Source organism: Nocardia carnea (assembly GCF_029869215.1).
GTDB lineage: Bacteria > Actinomycetota > Actinomycetes > Mycobacteriales > Mycobacteriaceae > Nocardia > Nocardia carnea_B.
Window position 1 is genome coordinate 1 of the sequence record NZ_JARWPM010000424.1, and the last position, 21,155, is coordinate 21,155.

Below are 21,155 nucleotides of genomic sequence, written 5' to 3' on the forward strand. Positions count from 1 at the left end.
TATCACCGACCCGAACGTGGTCCGCATGAAGGAGCCGTTGTTCGAACGCTGGGCCGCAGCGGGCTGGAAGCCCGGCGCCGCCGACGACGCCCTCGACGTGGTCACCGCGTTCGTCGTCGGCTTCGTCATCGAGGAACAGGAGCGGCGCCAGTCCGCCGCGACCGATCCGACGCGCTACTCGGCCACCGAGCGTGACGCCTGGCTCGGCGAAGGCGCGCCACTGGTGAAGGAAGCCGGGCATTTCCAGGACGACGGCGACCAGCGGTTCGAACGGCATCTCGGCATCGTCCTCGACGGGATTGCCGCCCGGCCGGACGCGTGAGTCAACCGCGCCCGCGAGCCGGCACGAACTGTCGCCGCAGGGCGGTCGATTCCGGTGGCCAGGTCGGCAGTCTGTCGGCCGGCACCACTGTCCCGGACGCCACGCTCGCCGCGTCTGGGCCTCGTGCGGCGTACCGCCCGGCGCTGACCACGGTGCAGGTCGAGCACCGGCTGGAAGCCACCGCCGACCACTCCGCCGCGGCGCTGCCGGGGCTCGGCTGGGGCACGGTGAACCCGGTGGCGGCGCTGACTACGCTGCTGCCCTAGGAAGAAGTCGCCGGGCCGCCGGTGACGGTCAGCCCACCGGCGGGCAGGTGCGGGCGCCGGACGAACTCGGCCCGCTGCTGACGGTGCCCGGCGTACTGGGTGCCGGGGATCGTCGCGTTCGTGCTGGTGCGGATCCACGGCTATGCGGAGCGGTTGTTCCGCCTGACAGCCTCCGTCGACCGGAATTCACAGCCCGAGTGCCCGGCCGCATGACGCCGGCCTCATCAGGCCGGGGGCTCGACGCTCCTGCGTAGAATCTTGCCCGTGGGTCCTTTGGGTAGGCTGGGGACGAACCAGACCCGGCGGGGATACTTGTAGTCCGCCATGCGTTCCCGAACGAAGTCGATTATTTCGGCAGCGTCGGCATGCGCACCGCGCTTGAGTGACACAGCGGCTCCGATTTGTTCCCCGAAATGGGCGTCTTCGATCCCGATCACGGCCGCCTCGGCAACGGCCGGGTGCTCGTACAGGACCTCCTCTACTTCGCGTGGATACACGTTGTATCCACCTCTGATGATGAGATCCTTCTTCCGGTCCACGATGGTGTAGTAGCCATCGCGATCTCGCGTCGCGATGTCCCCGGTACGGAACCAGCCGTCCACGATGGATTCCTCGGTCGCCCTCGGGCGGCCCCAATATCCCTTCATCACGTTCTCGCCCTTGATCTCGATCTCTCCGGGCTGATCGGGTTCGTGCAGTTCATTGCCGTTGTCATCGACCAGGCGAAGCAGGCAACCGCGGACCGGAATTCCGATCGTTCCGGGCTTGCGCGGCGTTCCGGGCCGGTTGAAACAAGCGATCGGCGCGGTTTCCGAGAGTCCATAGCCTTCGTATACCTCGCACCCGAACTTTTCCTCGAAGGACTTCAAGACCTCGACGGGCATCGGCGCGCCTCCGACGATGCAGCAGCGGAGATTCGAGAGATCTGCGGAATCGGCCTGGGGCATATTCAGCAGCGCCGAGTACATGGTGGGAACGCCCTCCATAACCGTCACCTTGTCCCGCACCAGAACTCGCAGCGCAGTTTCCGCATCGAACCTGGGAATCAGCGTGAGCAGGGCTCCCGACTTCACCACGGCGTTCAATCCACAAGTCAGTCCGAACACATGGAACAGCGGCAAGCATCCCAGGACGACGTCATCCGGAGTTGTCTGGATGAGCGTATCGACGGTGGTGGCAGCATTCGTCGACATGTTGTCATGAGTGAGTTCCGCGCCTTTGGGATTGCCCGTCGTGCCGGAGGTGTAGAGCAGCACAGCGGTGTCGTCCCGGCGGCGCAGCACGGGTTCGGTGACCGGGCGACCGAGAAGATCCGCTGCGGCCGGGCCCAGGTCATCGACCAGCAACGCCGGGATGCCCGCGTCGCGTGCGGCTTCCGACACCACGCTGCCCGCTGCCCGAGAGCCGTAGACGAGGGACATCCCGGAGTCTTCCAGGTAATATGCGACCTCGCGTGCCTTCAGCAGGGGGTTCATCGGCACCGCGACGGCGCCCGCCATCAGGACTCCGTAGAAGAGGACAGGAAACGCCGGCACATTCGGCAGCACGATGCCGACACGATCACCGGCCTGGATGCCCCGAGCTTGCAGATCGCCCGCCACGGCTGCGGCTGCTCGCTCGAGTTCCGAATAGTTCAGCGTGGTGTTGTCGAGTCGGATGGCCGGCCGGTCGCCCAGGGAGCGAGCGGTGTCGATGAGATTGTTTGCGAGATTCGAAGACATGGAGGCGTATTCCTTATTGGATCTGGGTGGCGCCACGAGGCATTCGGATGCGCCGGCGGCTCGGCCGGCTCGATAGGGTCGGAAGCTCGTGGGCGGACTCGACGAAACGCCGCTTGGAGAAACCCCGCGGCCCTAACCGGCCGACTCGGTCCGCTCCGCGTTGACACGATCGGCTCGAATCGGATTCCTGTCGACTGCGGCAGGAGCAGCGAGGGCCGCTGTGGCCGTATGGAAGCGTGGGCCGCACATCGCAACTGCAGTAAGTATGTGCGGCCCACTGGTTGTCCCGTTCGCGCTACTGGAGGGCTACCCGAAAGACCTGGAACTCGATCACGGGACCCGGTGTGATGCGACCCTGTCCGACGAAGATGGTCTGGTTGACCCAGCCGTACCTGGGGTCACCGCTCTCGAGCCGAGGAGTCGTCACGAAGTAGTGATCGCCGAACTTCGTACTCGAATCTCCCCCTGTCAGGGCAGCTTCAGCCGCTTCGGTGACCTCGACCAGTCCTTGGTAGCTCATGTAGATGACGGCACCGTCGTTCGTATCGAACTGCGCGCGCACGTCCAATCGCCCGAATCCGTCATCGCCGGCGAGGAGCCAGTCGCCGCCGCCGATGGCCGCATGCCCGCTGAGTCGATCGCCCATCACGGTGCCGCCTGTCACAGGGAGTACCTGCCGCAGACCGTACGGTCCGGGACCGACGATCTGCGGCGCACCCAACTCCGCCGTGTAGGAGAATTCTGGGATGAGCTTCACTTGGTGACCTCCAGGCCCGCGGCGGCCATAACTGTCGACATGCCTTCGGCGATGAGCTCGGTGCCGAAGGCTTGTTCGACGATATTCGGATCGAAGTACTCGCGAATCAACGTGACCTTGCCGTCTCTGATCCGCATGTGCGTGCAGTAGGTGTTCGCGTAGATATTCCCGTTCTGCACGACGGTTGCCCGACCCTGCAGCTCGAGAACAAAGAGCTCGGGATCTGTCGTGTCGTGGACGACCAGTGAATCGATCGCCAGATCGGGAACGGATCCGAAAAACCAGTCGACGAAGTGGCCGATCAGCGCGCGGCCGGGTACCGACTTCGCGAGCGGCTCGGGAGCGAAGGGCATTTCCCAGACTGCGTCTTCTGCGAACCAGCCCTTCCACTCCTCGAGCTCTGCCCCGGTCGGCGGCCCACCCTCGAGATCACTCCAAAAACTGTCTACTACCTTGCGATTTTCCGCTTGTGTACTCACAGTCGCCTCCTTCTGTGCGGCCTGGTCACGACCGATTGCCAGTCGCCGTAGAGTCAGAGAATGCCCGAACTGTCGGTGATAGTCAACACACTGTCGATAGCCGGAAATGGGCCACAGTTCCGCAAATCGACAATGTGTTGACTATGCTCCACTGTGAGTCTAGTCTCAGGGTCTGGTTCGGCCTGCGAGCCGCCGCGCATCGACTGCGGACGTGGATCCCGGCGGTGGCATCCCGCATCTCAACCTTGCATTCGGCTTTTAGGAGACGTGATGAGCACATTGACCAATCGGCTGTATCGATTGCGGAGTCGACCAGAGGGAGAAGTAACAGCGGCGAATCTCGAGTGGACCGAAGAGCCGGTCACCGAGATTTCCGAAGGGCAGGCGCTCATCCGCACGCACTATCTGTCTGTGGACCCCACCAATCGGGTGTGGATGAGCGCGATGCGTTCCTACATACCTCCGGTCGAGCTCGACGCCGTTATGCGGGGCGCCGGCGTGGGGCAGGTAGTAGCCAGCATGCGCGAGGATCTCCCGGTCGGCGCGTTTGTCGTGGGATTGACGGGTTGGCAGGACTACTGCGTGGCCGATGCAGCGAGGGAGGATATGCCGTTCACGGTCCTACCCGATCCGTTGCCCGCCCCTCTCCCCGCGTTCGTCGGAGTACTGGGCCACACCGGAATATCGGCCTTCCTCGGAGTCGAGTTCGGCGATCCGAAGCCGGGTGAGACGTTCTTCGTCTCGGGTGCGGCGGGAGCAGTGGGGTCCGTCGCCGGCCAGCTCGCGAAGCGCCGGGGAGCCCGGGTGGTCGGGATCGCCGGCGGTGCCGAGAAATGCCGGTACCTGGTAGAAGAGTTGGGCTTCGATGCCTGCGTCGATCGGCATGCCGATAACTGGCAGGCGCAACTCGATCTCGCCACCCCCGACGGAATCGACGTGGATTTCGAGAACGTGGGCGGAGAGATCATGGATCATGTACTCGGTCGACTCAACATCGGTGCGCGAATCACGCTCTGCGGTCTGATATCCGAGTACAACGACTACAATTCCACCGGCACCCCGCGCGGTCTACGTAACCTCAGTCAACTACTGATGCAGCGTGCCACCCTGCGAGGTTTCATCGTTTTCGATCATGTCGATCGGTACGGCGAGATCATCGGGCAGCTGTCACAGGATCTCGACGTCGGCGCCTTGCGCGCCGAGGAGACCGTGGTCGACGGCCTGGAGAATGCGCGACACACCCTCAATCGCAGTCTCGCAGGCGAAAACAGGGGGAAGGTCGTGATCAAAGTACTCACCGACGCGACCGAAACCATCGACGGAGTTTCTCGCTGAGACCATCTGCCGCAGCTTCCACCACGCAGTCTCGATGCGCTCGTGGTCTCGGGGCGTGTCCCCACTTTATCCGCGAGCGCATCCGGAGCTGCAGATTCTGGGTCACCGGCCCCGAACGGGTCTTTGCGCTCAGACCGTGGTCGTAGCGGGCCGTTCGGGTCCCGCGCGATGAGCTCTGGCGTGTAGGCACTTTCCGACCAGGTACGCGATGCACCGAGCCTGAACCGCACAGCACGGCCAGGCCACCGACGACCCGGCAGTACCTCCACTGCCGGTCCGTCACTCGGATGTCTGCGACCACCTCTCGCCCCGGCCATACCGGCACCGACGAGCGCCCTCCACACCCGGCTAGCGCAGCAACCTGGAGAACTTCTCCGCGAAGCTGACGATGGCGCGTTCACCCTCCTCCAGTACGCCGGCCATCAGGAAGAAGCTATGCGGCATCCCCGCATACTCGCGGAGCTCGGACCCGACACCCGCAGTCTCCAAATCGGCCGAATAGCGCCGAGCATCATCTGACACCGGATCTACTTCCGCGCTGAAAATCAGCGCGGGAGGAGATCCCGCCAGGCTTTCCTTCATCAATGGTGATGCGGCCGGGGACCGTCGAGTTTGCGCATTCGGGAAATACTGATCGATACACCATTCCAGAACAGAGCGTGGCAAAATCGGCGCCTGACTGTATCGCTCGACAGAAGCACTCGAGAGGGTTGCATCGAGCACCGGGCACAGGAGCCCTTGCGCCTTCACCATTGCACCGCCGGCGCGGTCCCCGATGCCCACCGCGGTAGCCGCCGCGAGCATCGCTCCGGCCGAGTCACCGGCAACCGCCAGTGCATTGCTGTCGATACGCAATTCATCGGAGTGATCCGACACCCAGCAGAAGCAGTCCATCGCGTCGTCATGAGCGCTGGGAAAGGTTGCCTCGGGAGCGAGTCGATACGCGACAGCGATGACACCGAACCCGCCCCGGATACTCAACTCACGGCACAACCGGTCATGTGATTCGAGACTGCCTCTGACGAATCCGCCGCCATGAAAGTAGACGACACCGGGTACGGCACCTACCGCGCCTTTCGGTCGATAACTGCGCGCCCGGACAACCCTCCCGGGAAGGTGGATTTCGAAATCTCGCACGTCGCATTCGGCACTCGGCTCACCTGCCAGCGCAACCAACTTCTCACCAGCGGATCTGTAGGAGTCGATCGATACATCCCAGGGCAGTGCTGGTGGGTTTGCGGAAAGTGAAGCGAGCAGTTCTCGCACCTGTGCATCCAATTCTGCTTTTGCCATTACCGAACCGCACGATCGTCCACGCGGCAATTATCCGCTTCCTGCATCGTCATCAGTCCTTATCGAAGTCGTGGTCCCCACAGACTCGGCGCCTGCAGCGCATGCGGGTGAAGGGATTCTGCACTCAATGTCGATAGTTGTCAACACAGTGTCGAACACACGTTCAAGACCACGGAACCCCGGCTGCCACCACGGCATCGACCGCCCCGAACGGCGGATTCAGAACTCTGGACACCTCGTTGACTTTAATCGACGGTGAGTCTAGTCTCACTTCTACCACGCCAGATATCAGCTACTCGCCACGGCGAGTGAACGAAAGGATCCCCCATGACCATCGAGTCCGGTGTCGATCAGATCCAGCCGTCGACGACCCGAAACGGGGAGAGTTACGTCTCGCATCGCGAGGACGTGCATTTCACCATGACCGGCGATTTCATGACCGGGGTGGATTTCTGGATTCATGCGACCGGAGAAACCACCCAAGGTCAGTTGATCGTCATCGAAACGAACTGGGTTCGTGGAACCGAACCGGTTTGGCATATTCATCACCGCGAAGAAGAAGGCTTCTTCGTGATGAGCGGTGAGATCAAAATTCACACCGAAGCAGGGTCCTACAGTGCGGGCGCAGGGCAGTTTGTGTGGGGACGCAAGGACCAGCGGCACACTTATGAGGTCATCGGAGAAGAGGCGAGGATTCTCGTCGTTTTCGTGCCGGGACCGGCCGGCAGTTTCGAGCCCGGCGGCGGCATCGACAAGTACTTCTACGAAGCCCGCGATCGAGAATTGCGCACTCCCGAACAGCTCGCGGCAGAGGTGGAGAACCTCAAGACCAATTACGGCCTGGAAATGTTCCCCGAACTGCCCCATCCCCGGGAGACGCAGGCCTGATCATTCGAGCAACACTTCGCCACTTCGCTGATTTGGAGTATCTGTGACTACCAACGGTGTCCATCTCGAAACCGTTCCGCACTGGATCGACGGCGCTTCCGTGAGTTGCGCGGGCGCGGCACAATCGGAAATCGTAGACCCCGCGACAGGTCGTGCATTGCGGACGGTCGAGCTGGGCGGCGCCGACGTGGTCGACAAGGCTGTTGCCGGCGCACAGAGCGCAGCGGAAGCGTGGGCATCGACGCCGACCCCCGTTCGGGCGACGATCCTCCTGGCATTTCGCGCACTTCTGCTGGAACACACGGAAGAACTCGCATCTATCATCACCGCTGAGCAAGGAAAGACTCTTGCCGACGCGAGGGGCGAGGTGGCCCGTTCTGTCGAAGCCGTCGAGGTTGCGACGTCCGCAGTTCAACAACTCAAAGGCGAGTTCGCAGAACAAGTCTCCCGAGGCGTCGACACATACTCCTTCCGCCAACCGTTAGGAGTGTGTGCCGGCATCACACCGTTCAACTTCCCCGTTATGGTGCCGGTGTCGATGTTCGCGGCAGCGATCGCGTGCGGCAACTCGTTCGTTCTCAAACCGAGCGAGAAGGTGCCATCGGCCTCCGTGCGACTGGCGCAACTGTTCGCCGAGGCCGGCCTGCCCAACGGTGTCTTCAACGTCGTGCACGGCGGAGTCGACGCAGTGAACGCACTGATCAGCCATCCCGGCGTCGCCGCGATTTCTTTCGTCGGCTCCACTCCGGTCGCCCGTGAGATCTACCGCCGCTCCGCCGAGGCCGGCAAGAAGGTGCAGGCATTGGGCGGGGCGAACAATCACTTGGTCGTGATGCCCGACGCCGACCTGGACGCGGCTGCGGATGCGCTGGTATCGGCGGCATATGGCGCTGCCGGTCAGCGATGCATGGCGGTAACCGTGGCCGTGGCTGTCGGCGACATTGCCGACCGACTGGTCGCGGAGACCGCTCGACGAGCCGAGGCCTTCCGTACGGGGCCGGGAGACGCGGATGGTTCCGATATGGGGCCACTGATCTCGGAGACCGCCATCGAACGAGTCCGCGGCGCCCTCGAGGTAGCTGCCGACCAAGGCGGCACCGTCGTCGTAGACGGCCGGGAGTTCAGCACCGAGGCCGCGGGGAACTTCATCGGCCCAAGTCTGGTCGACCATGTCCGGACAGACAGCGACCTCTACAAAGAGGAGATCTTCGGCCCGGTCCTCAGCGTGGTTCGCGTCGACGATCTCGAGGAGGCTCTGCGCGTCGTCAACGCGAGCCCATACGGAAACGGCGCGTCGATCTTCACCGCGAGCGGTGTAGCGGGACGCCGGTTCGCCCACAATGTACGGGCAGGAAGCGTCGGGATCAATGTCCCTATTCCGGTACCGATTTCGTGGTTCGGTTTCGGCGGATGGGGCGACTCACGCTTCGGTGATGACGGGCTGAACTATGACGCCTATCGGTTCTACACCAAGGCGAAGGTGATCACCCAGCGTTGGACCGAACCCCGCCAGGGTGTCGCACCGCATTTCGTTGCCGCCGGAAGACAATGACGATGTCGAAGCTTTCATGGGATTCGGCCACCGGAGCCGAAGTGCAGTTCCCGCGTCTCGATCACGTCGGAATACTGGTTCGCGATATGGAACACACACTGGCCCAGTGGCGGAGCAGATTCGGGGTGTCCGTCGCATCCACGTTCGAAGCTCCCTCGCTCGATATCCGCGCAACTTTTCTGGCCTTGGACTCGGCATATATCGAGCTGTACACGATAGATGAGCCGAAGGCCCTCGATCGCGCACTCGGCGGTGCATCGGCGAAAATTGATCATATCGCTCTCCGGTTCGGTAAGGCCCTGAGCGACGTCGAACTGAGCGGATGCACTATCCGAGGACCCGGCCGGCCCGATCCGATCAGCGCACCATTCCAGATCGCCGGCTCGGATCATATCTGGACCGAGCCTCCTGGAATCAATGTCCTGCTACAGCTGATCACTCCGACCGGGTAGCGCGAAACCGCACAGCAGCAATAATTTACGACAATCCCACTCAAAGAGGAGAATATAATGGGAAGAATGGATGGAAAAGTCGCCCTGGTGACCGGAGCGGCGCGTGGAATGGGGCGGGCGCACGCAGTTCGCCTCGCCGAAGAAGGGGCTGACATTCTTGCCCTCGACTGCCCACCCGACACCGGTCTCCCCTATCCCACTGGATCGCGTGAAGAACTCCAGATCACCGTCAAAGAGGTCGAGGGATTGGGTCGGCGTATCATTGCCCACGAAGGAGACGTCCGAAAGCAGTCATCGATCGATAATCTGGTCGCCGAGGGCGTGAAAGCATTCGGCGGCCTGGACGTTGCCGTCGCGAATGCCGGTATCTGGACAGTTCGCCCGTTCGCAGATATTCCCGAAGACGAGTTCGCGGCGGTTCTCGACGTCAACATCACCGGAGTATGGCGAACGCTGAAAGCTGTCGCGCCGGCGATCAAGGCGCGGGGTGGCGGTTCGATTATCGTCACATCCTCCGGAAACGGCGTTGAGGGGTCGCCGCACTATGTGCACTACGTCGCCTCGAAACACGGTGTTATCGGTCTCGCCAAGAGTGCCGCGCTCGAGTTCGGGCAGTACGGGATCAGGGTCAATATCCTGCTTCCAGGGCCGACCGACACCCCTGCGCTCGATTGGCAGGGGGGCTACGACCTCTGTTCCGGCAAGGGCCCCGGACAGGGGGTCAAAGAGGATCTCCAAGGTGCAAAGTACTGGTCCGTCCTGCGCGACGTCGGACTGCTCCCTCCGCGCGCCATGAGCGACGCCGTACTGTGGCTGGCATCCGACGAGTCACGTTGGACAACCGGACTGGAGATGCTCGTCGACGGCGGCCATATGCTTATGCCTGGGTTGAACATGGCGAAAATGGCCGCGGATCAACAGCAGTAAAGTCATTCCTCTGCCGAGTTGCACAGTACGAGTATTTCGGCGGACTCGGTGTGTGCCCAACAGCGATGCCAACTGAATACGTACCAATCGCAGCGAACCGCTCTCTCGGAAGTCGGTTCGCTGCGATCGATCTATTCGAATCGGCGTTACCGGGGATAAAACCACCGCTCAGGTATTTTTCGTGGTTCCCGCGTATTCGAGGCCGAACACTGTTCTCAGCCACACGGTCGTCACCGTCTCGACCATATCTTCCATGCGGATCGCATTCTCGCTGCGCATGCTCATGAGGCCGAGGTTCCTCTCACCCATCCACATGAGCGCTGCCGCCAGCGAACGGGCCGGCGGGCCGTCGATAGCCACACCCGCGGATCTGTCGCGCTCGATAGCGGCGGCGGCAGCATCGATGAATCCACCCAGGATTTTGTCCCACTGCGCCTGTAGGGCAGGTTCCGCCGCCGCGGCATCACCGACTTCGCGAAGAATATGACCGTGCTTCTCCCATACGTCTATAACTTCGGAGACCGCGTGCTCTATCGCGACCTCCGGCGGAACACCGGCCGGCCGATCGAAAATCATTGTGGATGCTTTGAAAACATCGTCGGTAACGCTCGACAGAAGCGCCGAAAGCACCTGCCACTTGGATTCGAAATAGAAATAGAAGGAGGATCGCGACAATCCTGCACTCTTGGTGAGGTCATCGATCGAGACCGTACGCATCGACTGGGTGCGCAGGGTTTCATATGCCCCTTTGAGGATCGCTTGCTCTCGCATGTCACCTTTGAGATTGCGCCTGCCGGCCCGGGGTTCGGTGCCGTTGAGACCATTCGAGAACGAAGCCGCCATGCCCCTATCGTAGTGACTGGCCCCTGGCAACGCGACAACGCACCTTCGGAGTCGGATCGTTGTCATCGGAATTCGATTGGTGAGTCGTTGCCCCCCCCGGATTGCCGGCAATCCAACAACTGGCGACTGGGCCGTTACGGTGTCAGCCGAGGCGTTCGATGATGGTCGCGTTGGCCATTCCGCCGCCTTCACACATGATCTGGAGGCCGTAGCGGCCGCCGGTGTCCTCGAGATAGTTGACCAGTGTCGCCAGCAACCGTGTCCCGGAGCCGCCGAGGGGATGGCCGAGGGCAATCGCGCCGCCCCGGGGGTTGAGCTTGGCCGGGTCCGCATCGAACTCTGCCGCCCACGCGAGCGGTACCGGCGCGAACGCCTCGTTGACCTCGTACGCGTCGATGTCGTCGAGAGCAAGTCCGGCCTTCTCGAGGATTTTGTGCGTCGCGGGGATCGGTCCGGTCAGCATGATTTCCGGGTCCGATCCCACGACAGCGAAGCTATGGAAGCGGGCACGCGGAGTCAGCCCGAGCTGTCCGGCCTTCTCTTCGCTCATGATCAGTGCCGCGCTTGCGCCGTCGGTCAACGGAGAGGAGTTCCCCGCAGTGATGTGCCATCCGATCTCCGGGTACCGACGGGCCATCTCGTCGTCGTAGAACGACGGATTCAAACCGGCCAGCCCTACTACGGACGTCGTCGCCCGGATGGTCTCGTCGGTGCTGTGGAGGCTGCCGTCGGGAAGCGCGATGGGGACTGTCTCCCGGCCGAAGTCGCCGCCGGTGGCCGCGGTCGCGGCGCGGCGGTGCGACTCGGCGGCGAACGTGTCGAGAGCCTCGCGGTCGAGTTTCCATCGGGCGGCGATCCGTTCGGCGCCGATGCCCTGGTCGGGCAGGGACGGGAATCGCTTCTCCAGGGGCGCCCGGGGCTGCCCGCCGCGTACCGAGGAGAACATCGGGGCGCGGCTCATCGATTCGACACCGCCGGCGATCACGACGTCGTACGCGCCGGCGATAACGCCCTGGGCGGCGAAGTGTGCCGCCTGCTGCGAGGAACCGCATTGCCGGTCGACGCTGGTGCCGGGCACCTCGATCGGGAAACCTGCGGCCAGGACAGCGTTGCGGGCGATGTTGAGGGCCTGGTCGCCTGCCTGGGTCACACAGCCGGCGATCACATCGTCGACAACCGCCGGATCGAGGTCGTTGCGCTCGGCGAGCGTGGTGAGCAGGGTTGCCAACAGGTCGACCGGGTGGACCCCGGAGAGGGCACCGCCTGGTTTGCCCTTTCCGGAGGCGGTCCGGACGATATCGACGATGACAGCGGAGTTCATGGTGGTGGCTTCCTTCCGGCCGGTGTTGCGAATCAGCGAGGTGCCAGTCGCAGGGCCCCATCCATGCGGATGGTCTCGCCGTTGAGGTAGTCGTGCTCGATGATGAACGCGACGAGGTCGGCGTATTCGGATGGCCGCGCGAGGCGCTTGGGGAATGGCACACCCGCGGCGAGGCTCTCCCGGACCTCCTCGCTGAGGGTGGCGAGCATAGGAGTGTCGACGATTCCCGGGGCCACCGTGTTCACGCGGATGCCGTGCTGGGCGAGGTCGCGGGCGGCCGGGAGGGTGAGGCCGACCACGCCGCCCTTCGAGGACGAGTAGGCCGCCTGTCCGATCTGGCCTTCGAACGCCGCGACCGATGCGGTGTTGACGATGACACCGCGTTGGGCGTGGTCGAGTGGTTCGGTTCTCGCGATCGCCTCGGCGGCGAGTGCGAGCACGGTGAAGGTACCGATCAGGTTGACCTCGACGATCTTGGCGTAGTGGGCCAGGTCGTGGACGCCGGTCCGGCCCAGGATGCGGGCGGGTGTTCCGATGCCGGCGCAGTTGACGACGATTCGCAGCGGACCTTGCTCGGCGGCGTGCGCGACCGCGGCCTGTACCTGGCCTTCGCTGGTGACGTCGGCCTCGAGGTAGGTGACGCCGTCGATCCGAGGGGCGGTGGCGATGTCGAGGTCGAGCCCGAAGACGCGGGCGCCCTTCGCCGCGAGTGCCGCGGCGGTCGCGTTGCCGAGCCCGGAGGTGGCGCCGGTGACGACGGCCGCGACATTGTCGATCTGCATGATTCTCATTCCGTGGTGTCGGTCGATGGGTGGTGGTCAGCTCGTACGAGGTTTCCGGTCATCTGGGCCAGTCCACGCTGAGGTACTGCGTTTCCTGGTATTCGCGCAGGCCGTCGCGCGATCCCTCGCGCCCCAGGCCGCTCTGCTTCACGCCGCCGAATGGCGCCGACGGGTCGGAGACCATGCCGCGGTTGATCCCCACCATGCCGACCTCGAGCCGCTCGGCGATGCGGATGGCGCGAGCCAGGTCGCCGGCGAACACATAGGCCGCCAGACCGAGCTCGGAGTCGTTGATGTGGTCGATGAGGTCGTCCTCGTCGGTCCATTCGAGGATCGGGGCAACAGGTCCGAAGATTTCTTCGCTCACGATCGTGGAGTCGCGGGCGACGTCGACGAGGACGGTCGGTGGGTAGAAGTGGCCGGGCGCCGCGGGCAGTTCCGCCGCGTAGGCCACCCGCGCTCCGTTGCGGACGGCGAGCTCCACGGCGTCGCTGACGCGTTGCCGCTCGTCCGCGCTCACCATTGGGCCGATCACGGCACCGTCGAGCGCCGGGCCGACCGTCAATTTTTCGACTGCGGCAACGAAGGCGTCCAGGAACGGCCGGGCGACATCGGCGTGGACGTAGACGCGGTTGGCTGCCGTGCAAGCTTGTCCGCCGTTGCGGAACTTGGCCACCAGCGTGCCCTCGACAGCCGCTGCCACGTCCGCGTCCTCGGTCACGATGACGGGTGCGTTGCCGCCCAGCTCCATCGACGCGTTGACGATGCGGTCCGCGGCCTGGTGCAGCAGCCGGCGCCCGACCTCGGTGGAGCCGGTGAACGAGATCTTGCGGACGCGGTCGTCCGCCATCCAGGCGGAGACCACCGCGCCGGAGCTCCGTGTCGTCACCACCTCGAGGACTCCCTCGGGGAGACCGGCCTCGCCGAGAATCTCGGCAATCGCGAGCATGGTGAGCGGAGTGAGAGCTGCCGGTTTGACGACCGCCGTGCAACCAGCGGCCAGCGCGGGTGCGATCTTGCGGGTGGCCATCGCCGCGGGGAAGTTCCACGGAGTCACCAGCGCTGCGACCCCGGCGGGTCTGCGCGTCACGATCGTGCGGGCCTCCCCCGACGGTGAGTTGCCGTACTCACCGTCGGCGCGCACCGCCTCCTCGGAATACCAGCGGAAGAACTCGGCGGCGTAGACCACCTCGTCGGTCGCGTCCTGGACAGATTTCCCGTTCTCGCGCGAGATCAGCGTGGCCAGCTCGTCTCGGTCGCGCAGCATCAGCTCGTACGCGCGGCGCAGAACGTCGGCACGGCGGCGCGGGGCGGCGCCCGACCAGCTCGGGAACGCGGCCGCAGCACGGCCGACCGCGGCTCTGGCGTAGGCCGGGCCGAGGTCGCGGACGTGCCCGACGACCTCGAGGGTGGCCGGATCCTCCACTGCGAAGGTCGGCGTGGTGATCTGATCGATCATGGTGGCTGCTCTCGGTAGGAGTGAGACCACTCAGAACAGGCTGAGCAGGTTGAGGTTGGTGCGCGCCTCGCGCAGGCGCGCTCGATACTCGGCTCGGGCGACCAGTGCGTCGTCGACCGAGACCGGCTCGAAACGTACGGTGTCGGGCGCGCGTGCCTGGGCCAGCAGGTCGAGGTCGGCGCTGATCACCGTGCCGAGCGTCGCGTAACCACCGCCGGTGACGGCGTCGCGGAGCAGGCAGATCGGCTCGGCGCCGTTGGGGACTTGGACCGACCCGACGGGGTAACCGAGATCGACGACGTTGCTCGGGTTGTCGCCGGCGCCGAACGGCTGCTCCCGCTCGACGAACGTCAGCCGCGGGCCGTCGAGGCGGCAACCGATCCGGTCGGAGCGCGGGGTCATGGTGTAGGTACTGGTGAAGAACTGCTCCAGCGACTCGGCTGTGAAGCGGTAGCTGCACAGTCCCGGGACGACCCGGACCGTCACCTGGTTCCCGGGGCGGCCGTGGAGGCGGGAGTCGAGGTGTGCTCCCGGCCGCGGTGGTGCCGCGGTCTCGGAACCGACCTGGAGGATGTCCCCTGCGGCGAGGCATCTGCCGGCGAGGCCGCCGATACCGGCGGCGGTGTAGGTCGAGCGGCTGCCGAGGAACGGCGGGCAGTCGATGCCGCCGCGCACCGCCAAATAGGCTCTGGCGCCGGCTCGGGCCGGGCCGATCACCAGCTGCTGACCGGCGTGGATCGTGTGCGCGGCCCAGGTCTGCACCGGACGGCCGTCGACGGTGACGGCTACCTCGGCGCCGGTGATCGCGACGAGGGAGTCCTCGCCGAACTCGAGGGTGGGCCCGGCCATGGTCGACTCGAGGGTCGCGGCCGACTCGGCGTTGCCGACCAGCAGGTTGGCGCACCGGTGCGCGTACTGATCCAGTGCACCGGAGGGTGGCAGTCCCATGGCGTAGTGGCCGGGGCGGCCGACGTCCTGGATCGTCGTGTGCGGACCGGGGACGAGGATCGCGATCATGACAGGAGCGCCTCGAGCTCGAGCGCGTATTCCACCGGGTCCGCTTCGAAATCGGCGAGTGAGAACTCGGCGGGCGCGCGGCGAACGACATACTGGTCGACGGCAACGAGACGGCGGATCTCGTCGTACTCCGCCCGGTCGACCGGGCGGAACCGCAGCAGGGTCGAGATCGGGGTCAGCACCGGCGATCGGCGGAACTCACGGGTGGTCTGGCCGAGGTCGACGACCGGGATCGCGCTGCGTCCGAGTAGCTGGTAACCGCCTACCCCGCTCGAGGGGTAGATGACCGTGAAGGCGCCGCCGTGGGCGACGGCCCGGGCGGGCGTCTCGGTGCGCGGCGTGAGGTACTTGGGCGCCTGGAGCTGCCGCTCGTGCGGCACCAGCTGATAGGACTCGGCGTTGCCGGGCTTGAAGCAGGGGAAGGTCACGATGAACGGCGCGCTCGAATGAGCTTCGACCAGCTCGTCGACGGAGGCGAAGCCGTTGATCCGTGCGGTGTACTCGATATCGCTCTCGGTGGCGGACTGGTGCCCGTCGCGGAATCGCCTGCAGACCTCGGCCGACCACGGGTCGTCGTAGAGGACGGGCACGTCGAGGATTTCGGTGGAGATCGTCGTCGCCGTGGCCCGGCCGGCCTCGTGCACGTCGGCGATCGCGCCGAGTGCCCGGCGGGGGTCGAGGGTGTCGGGGTCGACGCGGATCAGGTAACTGCTGTTGGCGGGCGCGATGTCGAGAACCCCGGGCAGTTCCAGCTCGGCGATGCGTGCCGTGATCGACTGGACCTGGAGCGCAGCGCCGAGACTCATCGCCTCGTCGAGCTCGACGAAGACGTACTCGTCGCCGCCGAAACTGGCGCGGCTCCCATCGGAGAGCATCGTGTACATGGTCGAGTCCCGCACGGCGTTCACACCCACGGTTCGGCCGGGCGGATGGCGAAGCCGGCGGCGGTGAGGGCACGGTTGACCGCCGCGGCGATGGGTACGGCATTGGGCCGGTCGCCGTGGACACATATCGAGCGCACCGGCATCTCGATCCTGCGACCCGTGACGGTGACCGCGTGGCCGCGTGCCACCGTCACGGCGGTCTCGGCGATTCGATCGGGGTCCTTGGCCATCGGCCGCGGCTCGATGACATTGATGCCGTCGTCGGTGAAGTCGAGGTCGACGGCGTTCTCGGGGATGACCGGGTGGCCCGCCGTCCGTACCGCGGTGAGGGCAGTGGTGGGTGCCATCATCAGGGGCAGTTCGAAGCCGGCGCGGCGCAGACCTGCCGCGACCTCGACAGCGAGCTCGGGGTCGCGGCAGATCGCCCCCATCAGCGCCCCGTGCGGTTTGACGTGCCGGAGCGCGACGTCCTCGCTCTCGGCGATCGCGGCCAGTGCTCCGACCTGGTACACAACAGAGTCGACGGTCTCGGAGATCGACATCGCGAGGGCACGGCGCCCGAATCCGGCCTTGTCGTCGTATCCGGGGTGCGCACCGACCGCGACACCGGCGTCTCGCGCGTTCCGGACGGCCGCCCGGATGGTGGACGGGTCGCCGGCGTGGTGGCCGCAGGCGATATTGGCGCTGGAGACGAACGCGAACAGGGCGGCCTCGTCGCCCAGCCGCCAGCGGCCGAAGCTCTCACCGGCGTCGGCATTGACGTCTACCGATGTGGGCACCATGGCTCATACCTCCCGTGCGGTGCGGTCGACCGATCGGAGGGCCGCGGCGAGAGTCCCGGCCAGCCGGTCGACATGGGTCTGGTCGAAAGTGAGCGGCGGGCGGATCTTCAGCACATTGCCCTGGGGTCCGGAGGCCGAGATCAGCACCCCGGCCCGGCGCATCAGGTTGACGACCTCGCGGGCGATCCGCGCGTTGTCGCCACTGCTGCCGCCGGCGGACAGTTCGACGCCGTAGAACATCCCGACGCCGCGGACCGCGCCGATGAGGTCGGTCCCGCGAGCCAGGTCGCGCAGGGCGTCCCCGAGCGATGCGCCGACCTGCCGGGCGCGGGCGACCAGGTCCTCTTCCTCGATGACCGTCACGACGGCCTGGGCCGCCACGGCGGCGGTCGTACTGCCGCCGAAGGTGTTGAAGTAGCGGACCGCCGTCTCGAAGGCACGACCGATCTCGGCACGCAGCACGACCGCGGCGACCGGGTAGCCGTTGCCCATCGGCTTGCCCATCGTGACGATGTCCGGGACGAATCCATGGCGGGTGAAACCCCACCAATCGTCGCCGGTACGGCCGAAACCGGCCTGGACCTCGTCGGCGATCAGCACCGCGCCGTAGGAGCGGACTTCGTCCGCGAGCGCCCGCAGCACACCGGGCGGGTGGGTGAAGACTCCGTCGGAGGAGAAGACCGTGTCGAGGAGACAGGCGCTCACCCCGTACCCGGCGCGGGTCAGCTCGTCGGCGGCACGGCGTACATCGTCGCGCACCGCGGCGGTCAGCGCGGCCTCGTCGGGGAAGGCCGCCGGGTCCGGCGCGGCGATGGTGCGCACATGCGGTCCCAGGAGTGCGCCGGGACCGAGGGCGGGCGAGTACGCCGCCACGCTGCTCGTGACCCCGTGGTAGGCATTGGCGGTGACGATGATGCCGCGGGCACCGGTGTGGTGCCGGGCGATCCTGGTCGCCAGATCGTTCGCCTCCGATCCGGTGCAGGTCAGCGTCACCCGATCGAGCGGTGCCGGGAAGTGTGCGAGAAGTTGCTCGGCCAGGTCGAGCAGTGGCTGCTGGAGGTAGCGGGTGTTGGTGTTCAGGGTCGCCAGTTGGCGGGAGACCGCCTCGACCACACGCGGGTGGCAGTGCCCGATCTGCGCCACGTTGTTGTAGGCGTCGAGGTACTCGGTCCCGTCGCGACCGTAGAGGTACACCCCCCGGGCGCCGGTGACCTCGATCGGATCGGCGTAGAAGAGCTGGTACCCGGGACCCAGGAGCCCGTTGCGTCGCTCGATCATCGAGGCGATATCCGCGGGCTGGGACGCGAGGTCGGCGACGTCGAAGCCGTTGACCATGCCGACGGGGCCGACGGCTGCGCGAGGTGGCGGTGAAGACACGGACGTGATCCCTTGACTCGTGAGGGGTGGTGGTCAGGCGGCTGCGAGGAAGTGTTCGGTTCCGGTGTCGAGGGTCTGGATCGCGGCCTCGGCGCGCACCCAGTCGTGGCGCGAGTGCTGCGCGGCATAGGCGGCGCGGGTCGGGTCGACGGTGCCGCGCCACTGCGAGATCAAGGCCCGTTGCACACAGCGGGCGGCGGCGGCCGCGGCGAGGGTGCGGAGCTGGGCCGGTGCGACGTCGTATACGCCGAGGAAACCTCGCACATGCGCGGACGCCAACGTCCACGGGTCTGCCAGACGGTGGTCGAGGAGGTTGGACACCGCGACCGCGAGGTCGTAGAGCACCGGCGCGATATGCACGTCACCGAAGTCGATGACGCCGGTGACGAAGCCCGGGGCGGCCGGGTTCGCCAGTACGTTGTGCACGCTGTAATCGCCGTGCACGACCTGGCGCGCGCCGCCCTCGGCCACGGGACGCACGACGCTGGTGAAATGGCCGACCACCTGAGTGGTCAGCCGGGCCTGTGTTCGCGGGGGCGTGATGCTGTCGGCAAGCTCGGGCAGCCCGGACATATCCCAGAGCAGCCGGCGGGCAGCGGCGGGGTGCCGGAAGCCGGCGAGCGCCGCGGTGACCTCGCCGTGGACGGTGCCCACTCGCTCCGTCTGTTCAGGACTGAGCTGCTGCTCGGCGAGGCCGGTGCCCGGCAGGCAAGAGATGATGTAGACCAGCCGGTCGGGTCCGCCGCCCGGTCGCTCCCACCGGGTGATCGTCTCGCCCGTAGGGGTCGGCACGGCGACCGGCACCGGGACCGTCGTAGCTCGGGTGAGGTAATCGGCCGCCGCGAGCTGGAGCTCGACGATCGCACGCGGCTCGCCGGGAGCGCAGACCTTGACGATCAGGTCTGCGGCCGGCGTGCCGGACGCACGGTAGGTCTCGTCGCGCTCGGAGCCGAGGCGGGTGAGCGCGACATCGATGGCGTAGCGCTCACGCAGGTATTCTGCGAGCTCGTGCTCGAGCACTCCCGGTGGCTCGGTCAACTGGCGATCCATCCGCCGTCGATCAGCAGGGACGACCCGTGGATGTAGGACGCGGCCGATGAAGCGAGGAAGACGACCGCGGGTGCGATATCGCCGACCTCGCCGATGCGCCCGGCGGGGGTGGCCGCGAGCATCTGCCTCTCGTAATCCGGGTCGGCGAGCAGGTGTTCGTTGATGCTGGTCCGGACGTTGCCGGGTGCGACGGCATTGACGCGGATGCCCCGCGGAGCGAGTTCGGCAGTGAGCGCCTTGACCAGGAGCTCGACCGCGCCCTTGGTGGCGCAGTAGGCCGTCGAATTGGGGAATCCGGCGTAGCCGCAGATCGAGGAGACGAAGATGATCGACGAGCCCTCGCCGAGGTGGCCGGTGGCAGCGCGGGCAAGCCGGAACGGCGCCCGCACGTTGGCGTCCCACTGATCGTCGAGGTTCTGGTCGGTTGTCTCGAGGAACGGTGCCGGGGTGAAAACACCGGCCGCGTTGACGAGGATGTCGACCCGGCCGAACCGGTCCAGTGCACGTTGTACGACGGCGTCCGGTGCGGCCTCCTCGGTGAGGTCCACGCTGAGGGTCTCGGCCCGGTCGCCGTCCGCCCCCAGGCGCGCAGCGCTGGCGGCCAGCCGCTCCGCATGCCGGCCGACCAGGAGGACCTCGGCGCCGGCTCGGTGCATCTCGCGGGCGATCTCGGCGCCGATTCCGGAGCTGGCGCCGGTGACGACGGCAACCTTGCCGGACAAGGTGTCGGGATTGATTGGACTCATGGACAGTACTTCCTCTCGGATATGTGTCGGTCGTGACGCGAGGTGGTGGCGTGCGGTGCGGTGACGCGGGTCAGTCCGGGACGAGCACGACCTTGCCGAAGGCGTCCCCCGACTCCGCGCGGGTATGGGCCTGCGCTGCCGCGCTCATCGGAAAGACTCGGTCGAGCTTGGGCCGCAGCGCACCCCGCCGCACCATGTCCGACACAGCCTGCATGCCGCCGCGATCGGCGTCCGCGAGCATGCCGACCACCCGGATTCCGTGCCGGCGGGCCTCATCCACCAGGACCTCGCGTCCGGTGGGCATGAGAGTGACAAGCGTGCCGCCCGGCCGGAGCACCGTGAGCGAGCGGTTCGTGACCTCGCCACCGACCGTGTCGAGTACGACGTCCACGTCCGAGAGCTCGGCGTCGAAGGCGGTCGTGCGGTAGTCGAGAAGCTCGTGGGCACCGATCTCGCGGAGGTAATCGTGCTTCGCGGCGCTCGCGGTGCCGATCACCACTGCGCCCCGGTCGCGGGCGATTTGCACGGCGAGGTGACCGACACCGCCCGCGGCGCCGTGGATGAGCACCCGCTGCCCTGCCCGGATTTGCGCGCGCTCCACCAGTGCCTGCCACGCGGTGAGCGAGGCGAGCGGGAGAGCTCCGGCCTGCACGTGATCGAGTCCGGGGGGCTTGTGCACGAGTGCCCGCGCAGGGGCGAGCACGAATTCGGCGTGTGCTCCATGCCCGCTGGGGTAGGGCAGCATCCCGAAGACCTCGTCGCCGGGGGGGGGGGGGGGGGGGGGGGGGGGGGGGGGGGGGGGGGGGCCCCCCCCCGGGGCCCCCCGCCCCCCCCCCCGCCGGGGCGGGGGGGGGGGGCGGGGGGGGGGGGGGGGGGGGGGGGGGGGGGGGGGGGGGGGGGGG

22 protein-coding genes are annotated in these 21,155 nt (G+C 66.2%); 7 read left to right on the forward strand and 15 right to left on the reverse strand.

What is annotated here, in order from left to right; translation table 11 throughout:
* Together QH276_RS31465 and QH276_RS31470 are read left to right on the forward strand one after the other, a co-directional pair.
* Positions 1 to 322 (forward strand): TetR/AcrR family transcriptional regulator C-terminal domain-containing protein (locus QH276_RS31465; protein WP_280406992.1); only part of this gene is annotated, 322 nt, incomplete at its 5' end.
* Positions 319 to 588, forward strand: a complete 270-nt coding sequence (locus QH276_RS31470; RefSeq protein ID WP_280402510.1) for a hypothetical protein — start codon at positions 319 to 321, stop codon at positions 586 to 588. The genes QH276_RS31465 and QH276_RS31470, both read left to right, overlap by 4 nt.
* 224 nt (positions 589 to 812) lie before the next feature.
* Here the strand turns inward: QH276_RS31470 and QH276_RS31475 are convergent, their stop codons facing one another.
* The 3 genes from QH276_RS31475 to QH276_RS31485 all read right to left on the reverse strand — a co-directional run bounded on the left by QH276_RS31475 (position 813) and on the right by QH276_RS31485 (position 3,545).
* On the reverse strand, positions 813 to 2,309 hold the full coding sequence (locus tag QH276_RS31475; RefSeq protein ID WP_280402511.1) for a long-chain-fatty-acid--CoA ligase: 1,497 nt from the start codon (positions 2,307 to 2,309) through the stop codon (positions 813 to 815).
* 295 nt (positions 2,310 to 2,604) lie between these two features.
* The gene (locus QH276_RS31480) at positions 2,605 to 3,066 is read right to left on the reverse strand and encodes a DUF3237 domain-containing protein (RefSeq protein ID WP_280402512.1); all 462 of its coding nucleotides are present in this window, start codon (positions 3,064 to 3,066) and stop codon (positions 2,605 to 2,607) included.
* Positions 3,063 to 3,545 carry a nuclear transport factor 2 family protein gene (locus QH276_RS31485; RefSeq protein WP_280402513.1) on the reverse strand — a complete coding sequence of 161 codons (483 nt, stop codon included), beginning with the start codon at positions 3,543 to 3,545 and terminating at the stop codon, positions 3,063 to 3,065. Before QH276_RS31485 ends, QH276_RS31480 begins: the two co-directional genes overlap by 4 nt.
* Positions 3,546 to 3,815: 270 nt before the next feature.
* On the opposite strand from QH276_RS31485, the gene QH276_RS31490 reads away from it, so the two are divergent.
* Entirely contained in the window at positions 3,816 to 4,880 is a 1,065-nt protein-coding gene (locus QH276_RS31490; RefSeq protein ID WP_280402514.1) for an NADP-dependent oxidoreductase, read from the forward strand.
* A 348-nt stretch (positions 4,881 to 5,228) separates the two neighbouring features.
* On the opposite strand, the gene QH276_RS31495 is transcribed toward QH276_RS31490, so the two are convergent.
* A complete protein-coding gene (locus QH276_RS31495; protein WP_280402515.1) occupies positions 5,229 to 6,173 on the reverse strand; it encodes an alpha/beta hydrolase in 945 nt (314 codons plus the stop codon).
* A 327-nt stretch (positions 6,174 to 6,500) separates the two neighbouring features.
* Between QH276_RS31495 and QH276_RS31500 the strand changes: the two genes are divergently transcribed.
* Genes QH276_RS31500 through QH276_RS31515 form a run of 4 tightly spaced genes read left to right on the forward strand, consistent with a single transcriptional unit; the run spans position 6,501 to position 9,992 of the window.
* Positions 6,501 to 7,061: a cupin domain-containing protein gene (locus tag QH276_RS31500; RefSeq protein ID WP_280402516.1), complete on the forward strand. Its 561-nt coding sequence runs from the start codon at positions 6,501 to 6,503 to the stop codon at positions 7,059 to 7,061.
* Positions 7,062 to 7,104: 43 nt separating this feature from the next.
* On the forward strand, positions 7,105 to 8,613 hold the full coding sequence (locus QH276_RS31505; RefSeq protein WP_280402517.1) for a CoA-acylating methylmalonate-semialdehyde dehydrogenase: 1,509 nt from the start codon (positions 7,105 to 7,107) through the stop codon (positions 8,611 to 8,613).
* A gap of 2 nt (positions 8,614 to 8,615) precedes the next feature.
* Positions 8,616 to 9,065 carry a VOC family protein gene (locus QH276_RS31510; protein WP_280402518.1) on the forward strand — a complete coding sequence of 150 codons (450 nt, stop codon included), beginning with the start codon at positions 8,616 to 8,618 and terminating at the stop codon, positions 9,063 to 9,065.
* 57 nt (positions 9,066 to 9,122) lie between these two features.
* Positions 9,123 to 9,992, forward strand: coding sequence for a mycofactocin-coupled SDR family oxidoreductase (locus QH276_RS31515; protein WP_280402519.1), 870 nt, complete (start codon positions 9,123 to 9,125; stop codon positions 9,990 to 9,992).
* 168 nt (positions 9,993 to 10,160) lie between these two features.
* Here QH276_RS31515 and QH276_RS31520 read toward each other — a convergent pair whose 3' ends face one another.
* The 11 genes from QH276_RS31520 to QH276_RS31570 all read right to left on the reverse strand — a co-directional run bounded on the left by QH276_RS31520 (position 10,161) and on the right by QH276_RS31570 (position 20,998).
* Positions 10,161 to 10,835 (reverse strand): TetR/AcrR family transcriptional regulator, encoded by a 675-nt coding sequence (locus tag QH276_RS31520; RefSeq protein WP_280402520.1) that lies wholly within the window; start codon positions 10,833 to 10,835, stop codon positions 10,161 to 10,163.
* A 142-nt stretch (positions 10,836 to 10,977) separates the two neighbouring features.
* Complete coding sequence (locus QH276_RS31525) at positions 10,978 to 12,156, reverse strand: thiolase family protein (protein WP_280402521.1); 1,179 nt, start codon at positions 12,154 to 12,156, stop codon at positions 10,978 to 10,980.
* Between the two features lie 32 nt (positions 12,157 to 12,188).
* Positions 12,189 to 12,938 (reverse strand): SDR family NAD(P)-dependent oxidoreductase, encoded by a 750-nt coding sequence (locus QH276_RS31530; protein WP_280402522.1) that lies wholly within the window; start codon positions 12,936 to 12,938, stop codon positions 12,189 to 12,191.
* A 58-nt stretch (positions 12,939 to 12,996) separates the two neighbouring features.
* A complete protein-coding gene (locus QH276_RS31535) occupies positions 12,997 to 14,397 on the reverse strand; it encodes an NAD-dependent succinate-semialdehyde dehydrogenase (RefSeq protein WP_280402523.1) in 1,401 nt (466 codons plus the stop codon).
* 30 nt (positions 14,398 to 14,427) lie between these two features.
* Positions 14,428 to 15,414, reverse strand: a complete 987-nt coding sequence (locus QH276_RS31540) for a biotin-dependent carboxyltransferase family protein (RefSeq protein ID WP_280402524.1) — start codon at positions 15,412 to 15,414, stop codon at positions 14,428 to 14,430.
* A complete protein-coding gene (locus QH276_RS31545; protein WP_280406993.1) occupies positions 15,411 to 16,322 on the reverse strand; it encodes a 5-oxoprolinase subunit B family protein in 912 nt (303 codons plus the stop codon). The genes QH276_RS31540 and QH276_RS31545 overlap by 4 nt, the downstream gene beginning before the upstream one ends.
* Positions 16,319 to 17,080, reverse strand: a complete 762-nt coding sequence (locus tag QH276_RS31550; protein ID WP_280402526.1) for a LamB/YcsF family protein — start codon at positions 17,078 to 17,080, stop codon at positions 16,319 to 16,321. Before QH276_RS31550 ends, QH276_RS31545 begins: the two co-directional genes overlap by 4 nt.
* A gap of 3 nt (positions 17,081 to 17,083) precedes the next feature.
* A complete protein-coding gene (locus QH276_RS31555) occupies positions 17,084 to 18,457 on the reverse strand; it encodes an aspartate aminotransferase family protein (protein WP_280402527.1) in 1,374 nt (457 codons plus the stop codon).
* A gap of 33 nt (positions 18,458 to 18,490) precedes the next feature.
* Positions 18,491 to 19,495, reverse strand: coding sequence for a phosphotransferase (locus tag QH276_RS31560; RefSeq protein ID WP_280402528.1), 1,005 nt, complete (start codon positions 19,493 to 19,495; stop codon positions 18,491 to 18,493).
* Positions 19,492 to 20,253 carry an SDR family NAD(P)-dependent oxidoreductase gene (locus tag QH276_RS31565; protein ID WP_280402529.1) on the reverse strand — a complete coding sequence of 254 codons (762 nt, stop codon included), beginning with the start codon at positions 20,251 to 20,253 and terminating at the stop codon, positions 19,492 to 19,494. The genes QH276_RS31560 and QH276_RS31565 overlap by 4 nt, the downstream gene beginning before the upstream one ends.
* 70 nt (positions 20,254 to 20,323) lie before the next feature.
* Positions 20,324 to 20,998: an NADP-dependent oxidoreductase gene (locus tag QH276_RS31570; RefSeq protein WP_280406994.1), complete on the reverse strand. Its 675-nt coding sequence runs from the start codon at positions 20,996 to 20,998 to the stop codon at positions 20,324 to 20,326.
* Positions 20,999 to 21,155 lie beyond the last annotated feature (157 nt).

Excerpts from the sequence above, each read along its gene's own strand:
- QH276_RS31475 (WP_280402511.1), bottom strand. The coding sequence starts at position 2,309 with ATGTCTTCGAATCTCGCAAACAATCTCATCGACACCGCTCGCTCCCTG.
- QH276_RS31490 (WP_280402514.1), top strand. The coding sequence starts at position 3,816 with ATGAGCACATTGACCAATCGGCTGTATCGATTGCGGAGTCGACCAGAG.
- QH276_RS31495 (WP_280402515.1), bottom strand. The coding sequence starts at position 6,173 with ATGGCAAAAGCAGAATTGGATGCACAGGTGCGAGAACTGCTCGCTTCA.
- QH276_RS31500 (WP_280402516.1), top strand. The coding sequence starts at position 6,501 with ATGACCATCGAGTCCGGTGTCGATCAGATCCAGCCGTCGACGACCCGA.
- QH276_RS31510 (WP_280402518.1), top strand. The coding sequence starts at position 8,616 with ATGTCGAAGCTTTCATGGGATTCGGCCACCGGAGCCGAAGTGCAGTTC.
- QH276_RS31515 (WP_280402519.1), top strand. The coding sequence starts at position 9,123 with ATGGGAAGAATGGATGGAAAAGTCGCCCTGGTGACCGGAGCGGCGCGT.
- QH276_RS31520 (WP_280402520.1), bottom strand. The coding sequence starts at position 10,835 with ATGGCGGCTTCGTTCTCGAATGGTCTCAACGGCACCGAACCCCGGGCC.
- QH276_RS31525 (WP_280402521.1), bottom strand. The coding sequence starts at position 12,156 with ATGAACTCCGCTGTCATCGTCGATATCGTCCGGACCGCCTCCGGAAAG.
- QH276_RS31530 (WP_280402522.1), bottom strand. The coding sequence starts at position 12,938 with ATGCAGATCGACAATGTCGCGGCCGTCGTCACCGGCGCCACCTCCGGG.
- QH276_RS31535 (WP_280402523.1), bottom strand. The coding sequence starts at position 14,397 with ATGATCGATCAGATCACCACGCCGACCTTCGCAGTGGAGGATCCGGCC.
- QH276_RS31540 (WP_280402524.1), bottom strand. The coding sequence starts at position 15,414 with ATGATCGCGATCCTCGTCCCCGGTCCGCACACGACGATCCAGGACGTC.
- QH276_RS31550 (WP_280402526.1), bottom strand. The coding sequence starts at position 17,080 with ATGGTGCCCACATCGGTAGACGTCAATGCCGACGCCGGTGAGAGCTTC.
- QH276_RS31565 (WP_280402529.1), bottom strand. The coding sequence starts at position 20,253 with ATGAGTCCAATCAATCCCGACACCTTGTCCGGCAAGGTTGCCGTCGTC.
- QH276_RS31570 (WP_280406994.1), bottom strand. The coding sequence starts at position 20,998 with ATGCTGCCCTACCCCAGCGGGCATGGAGCACACGCCGAATTCGTGCTC.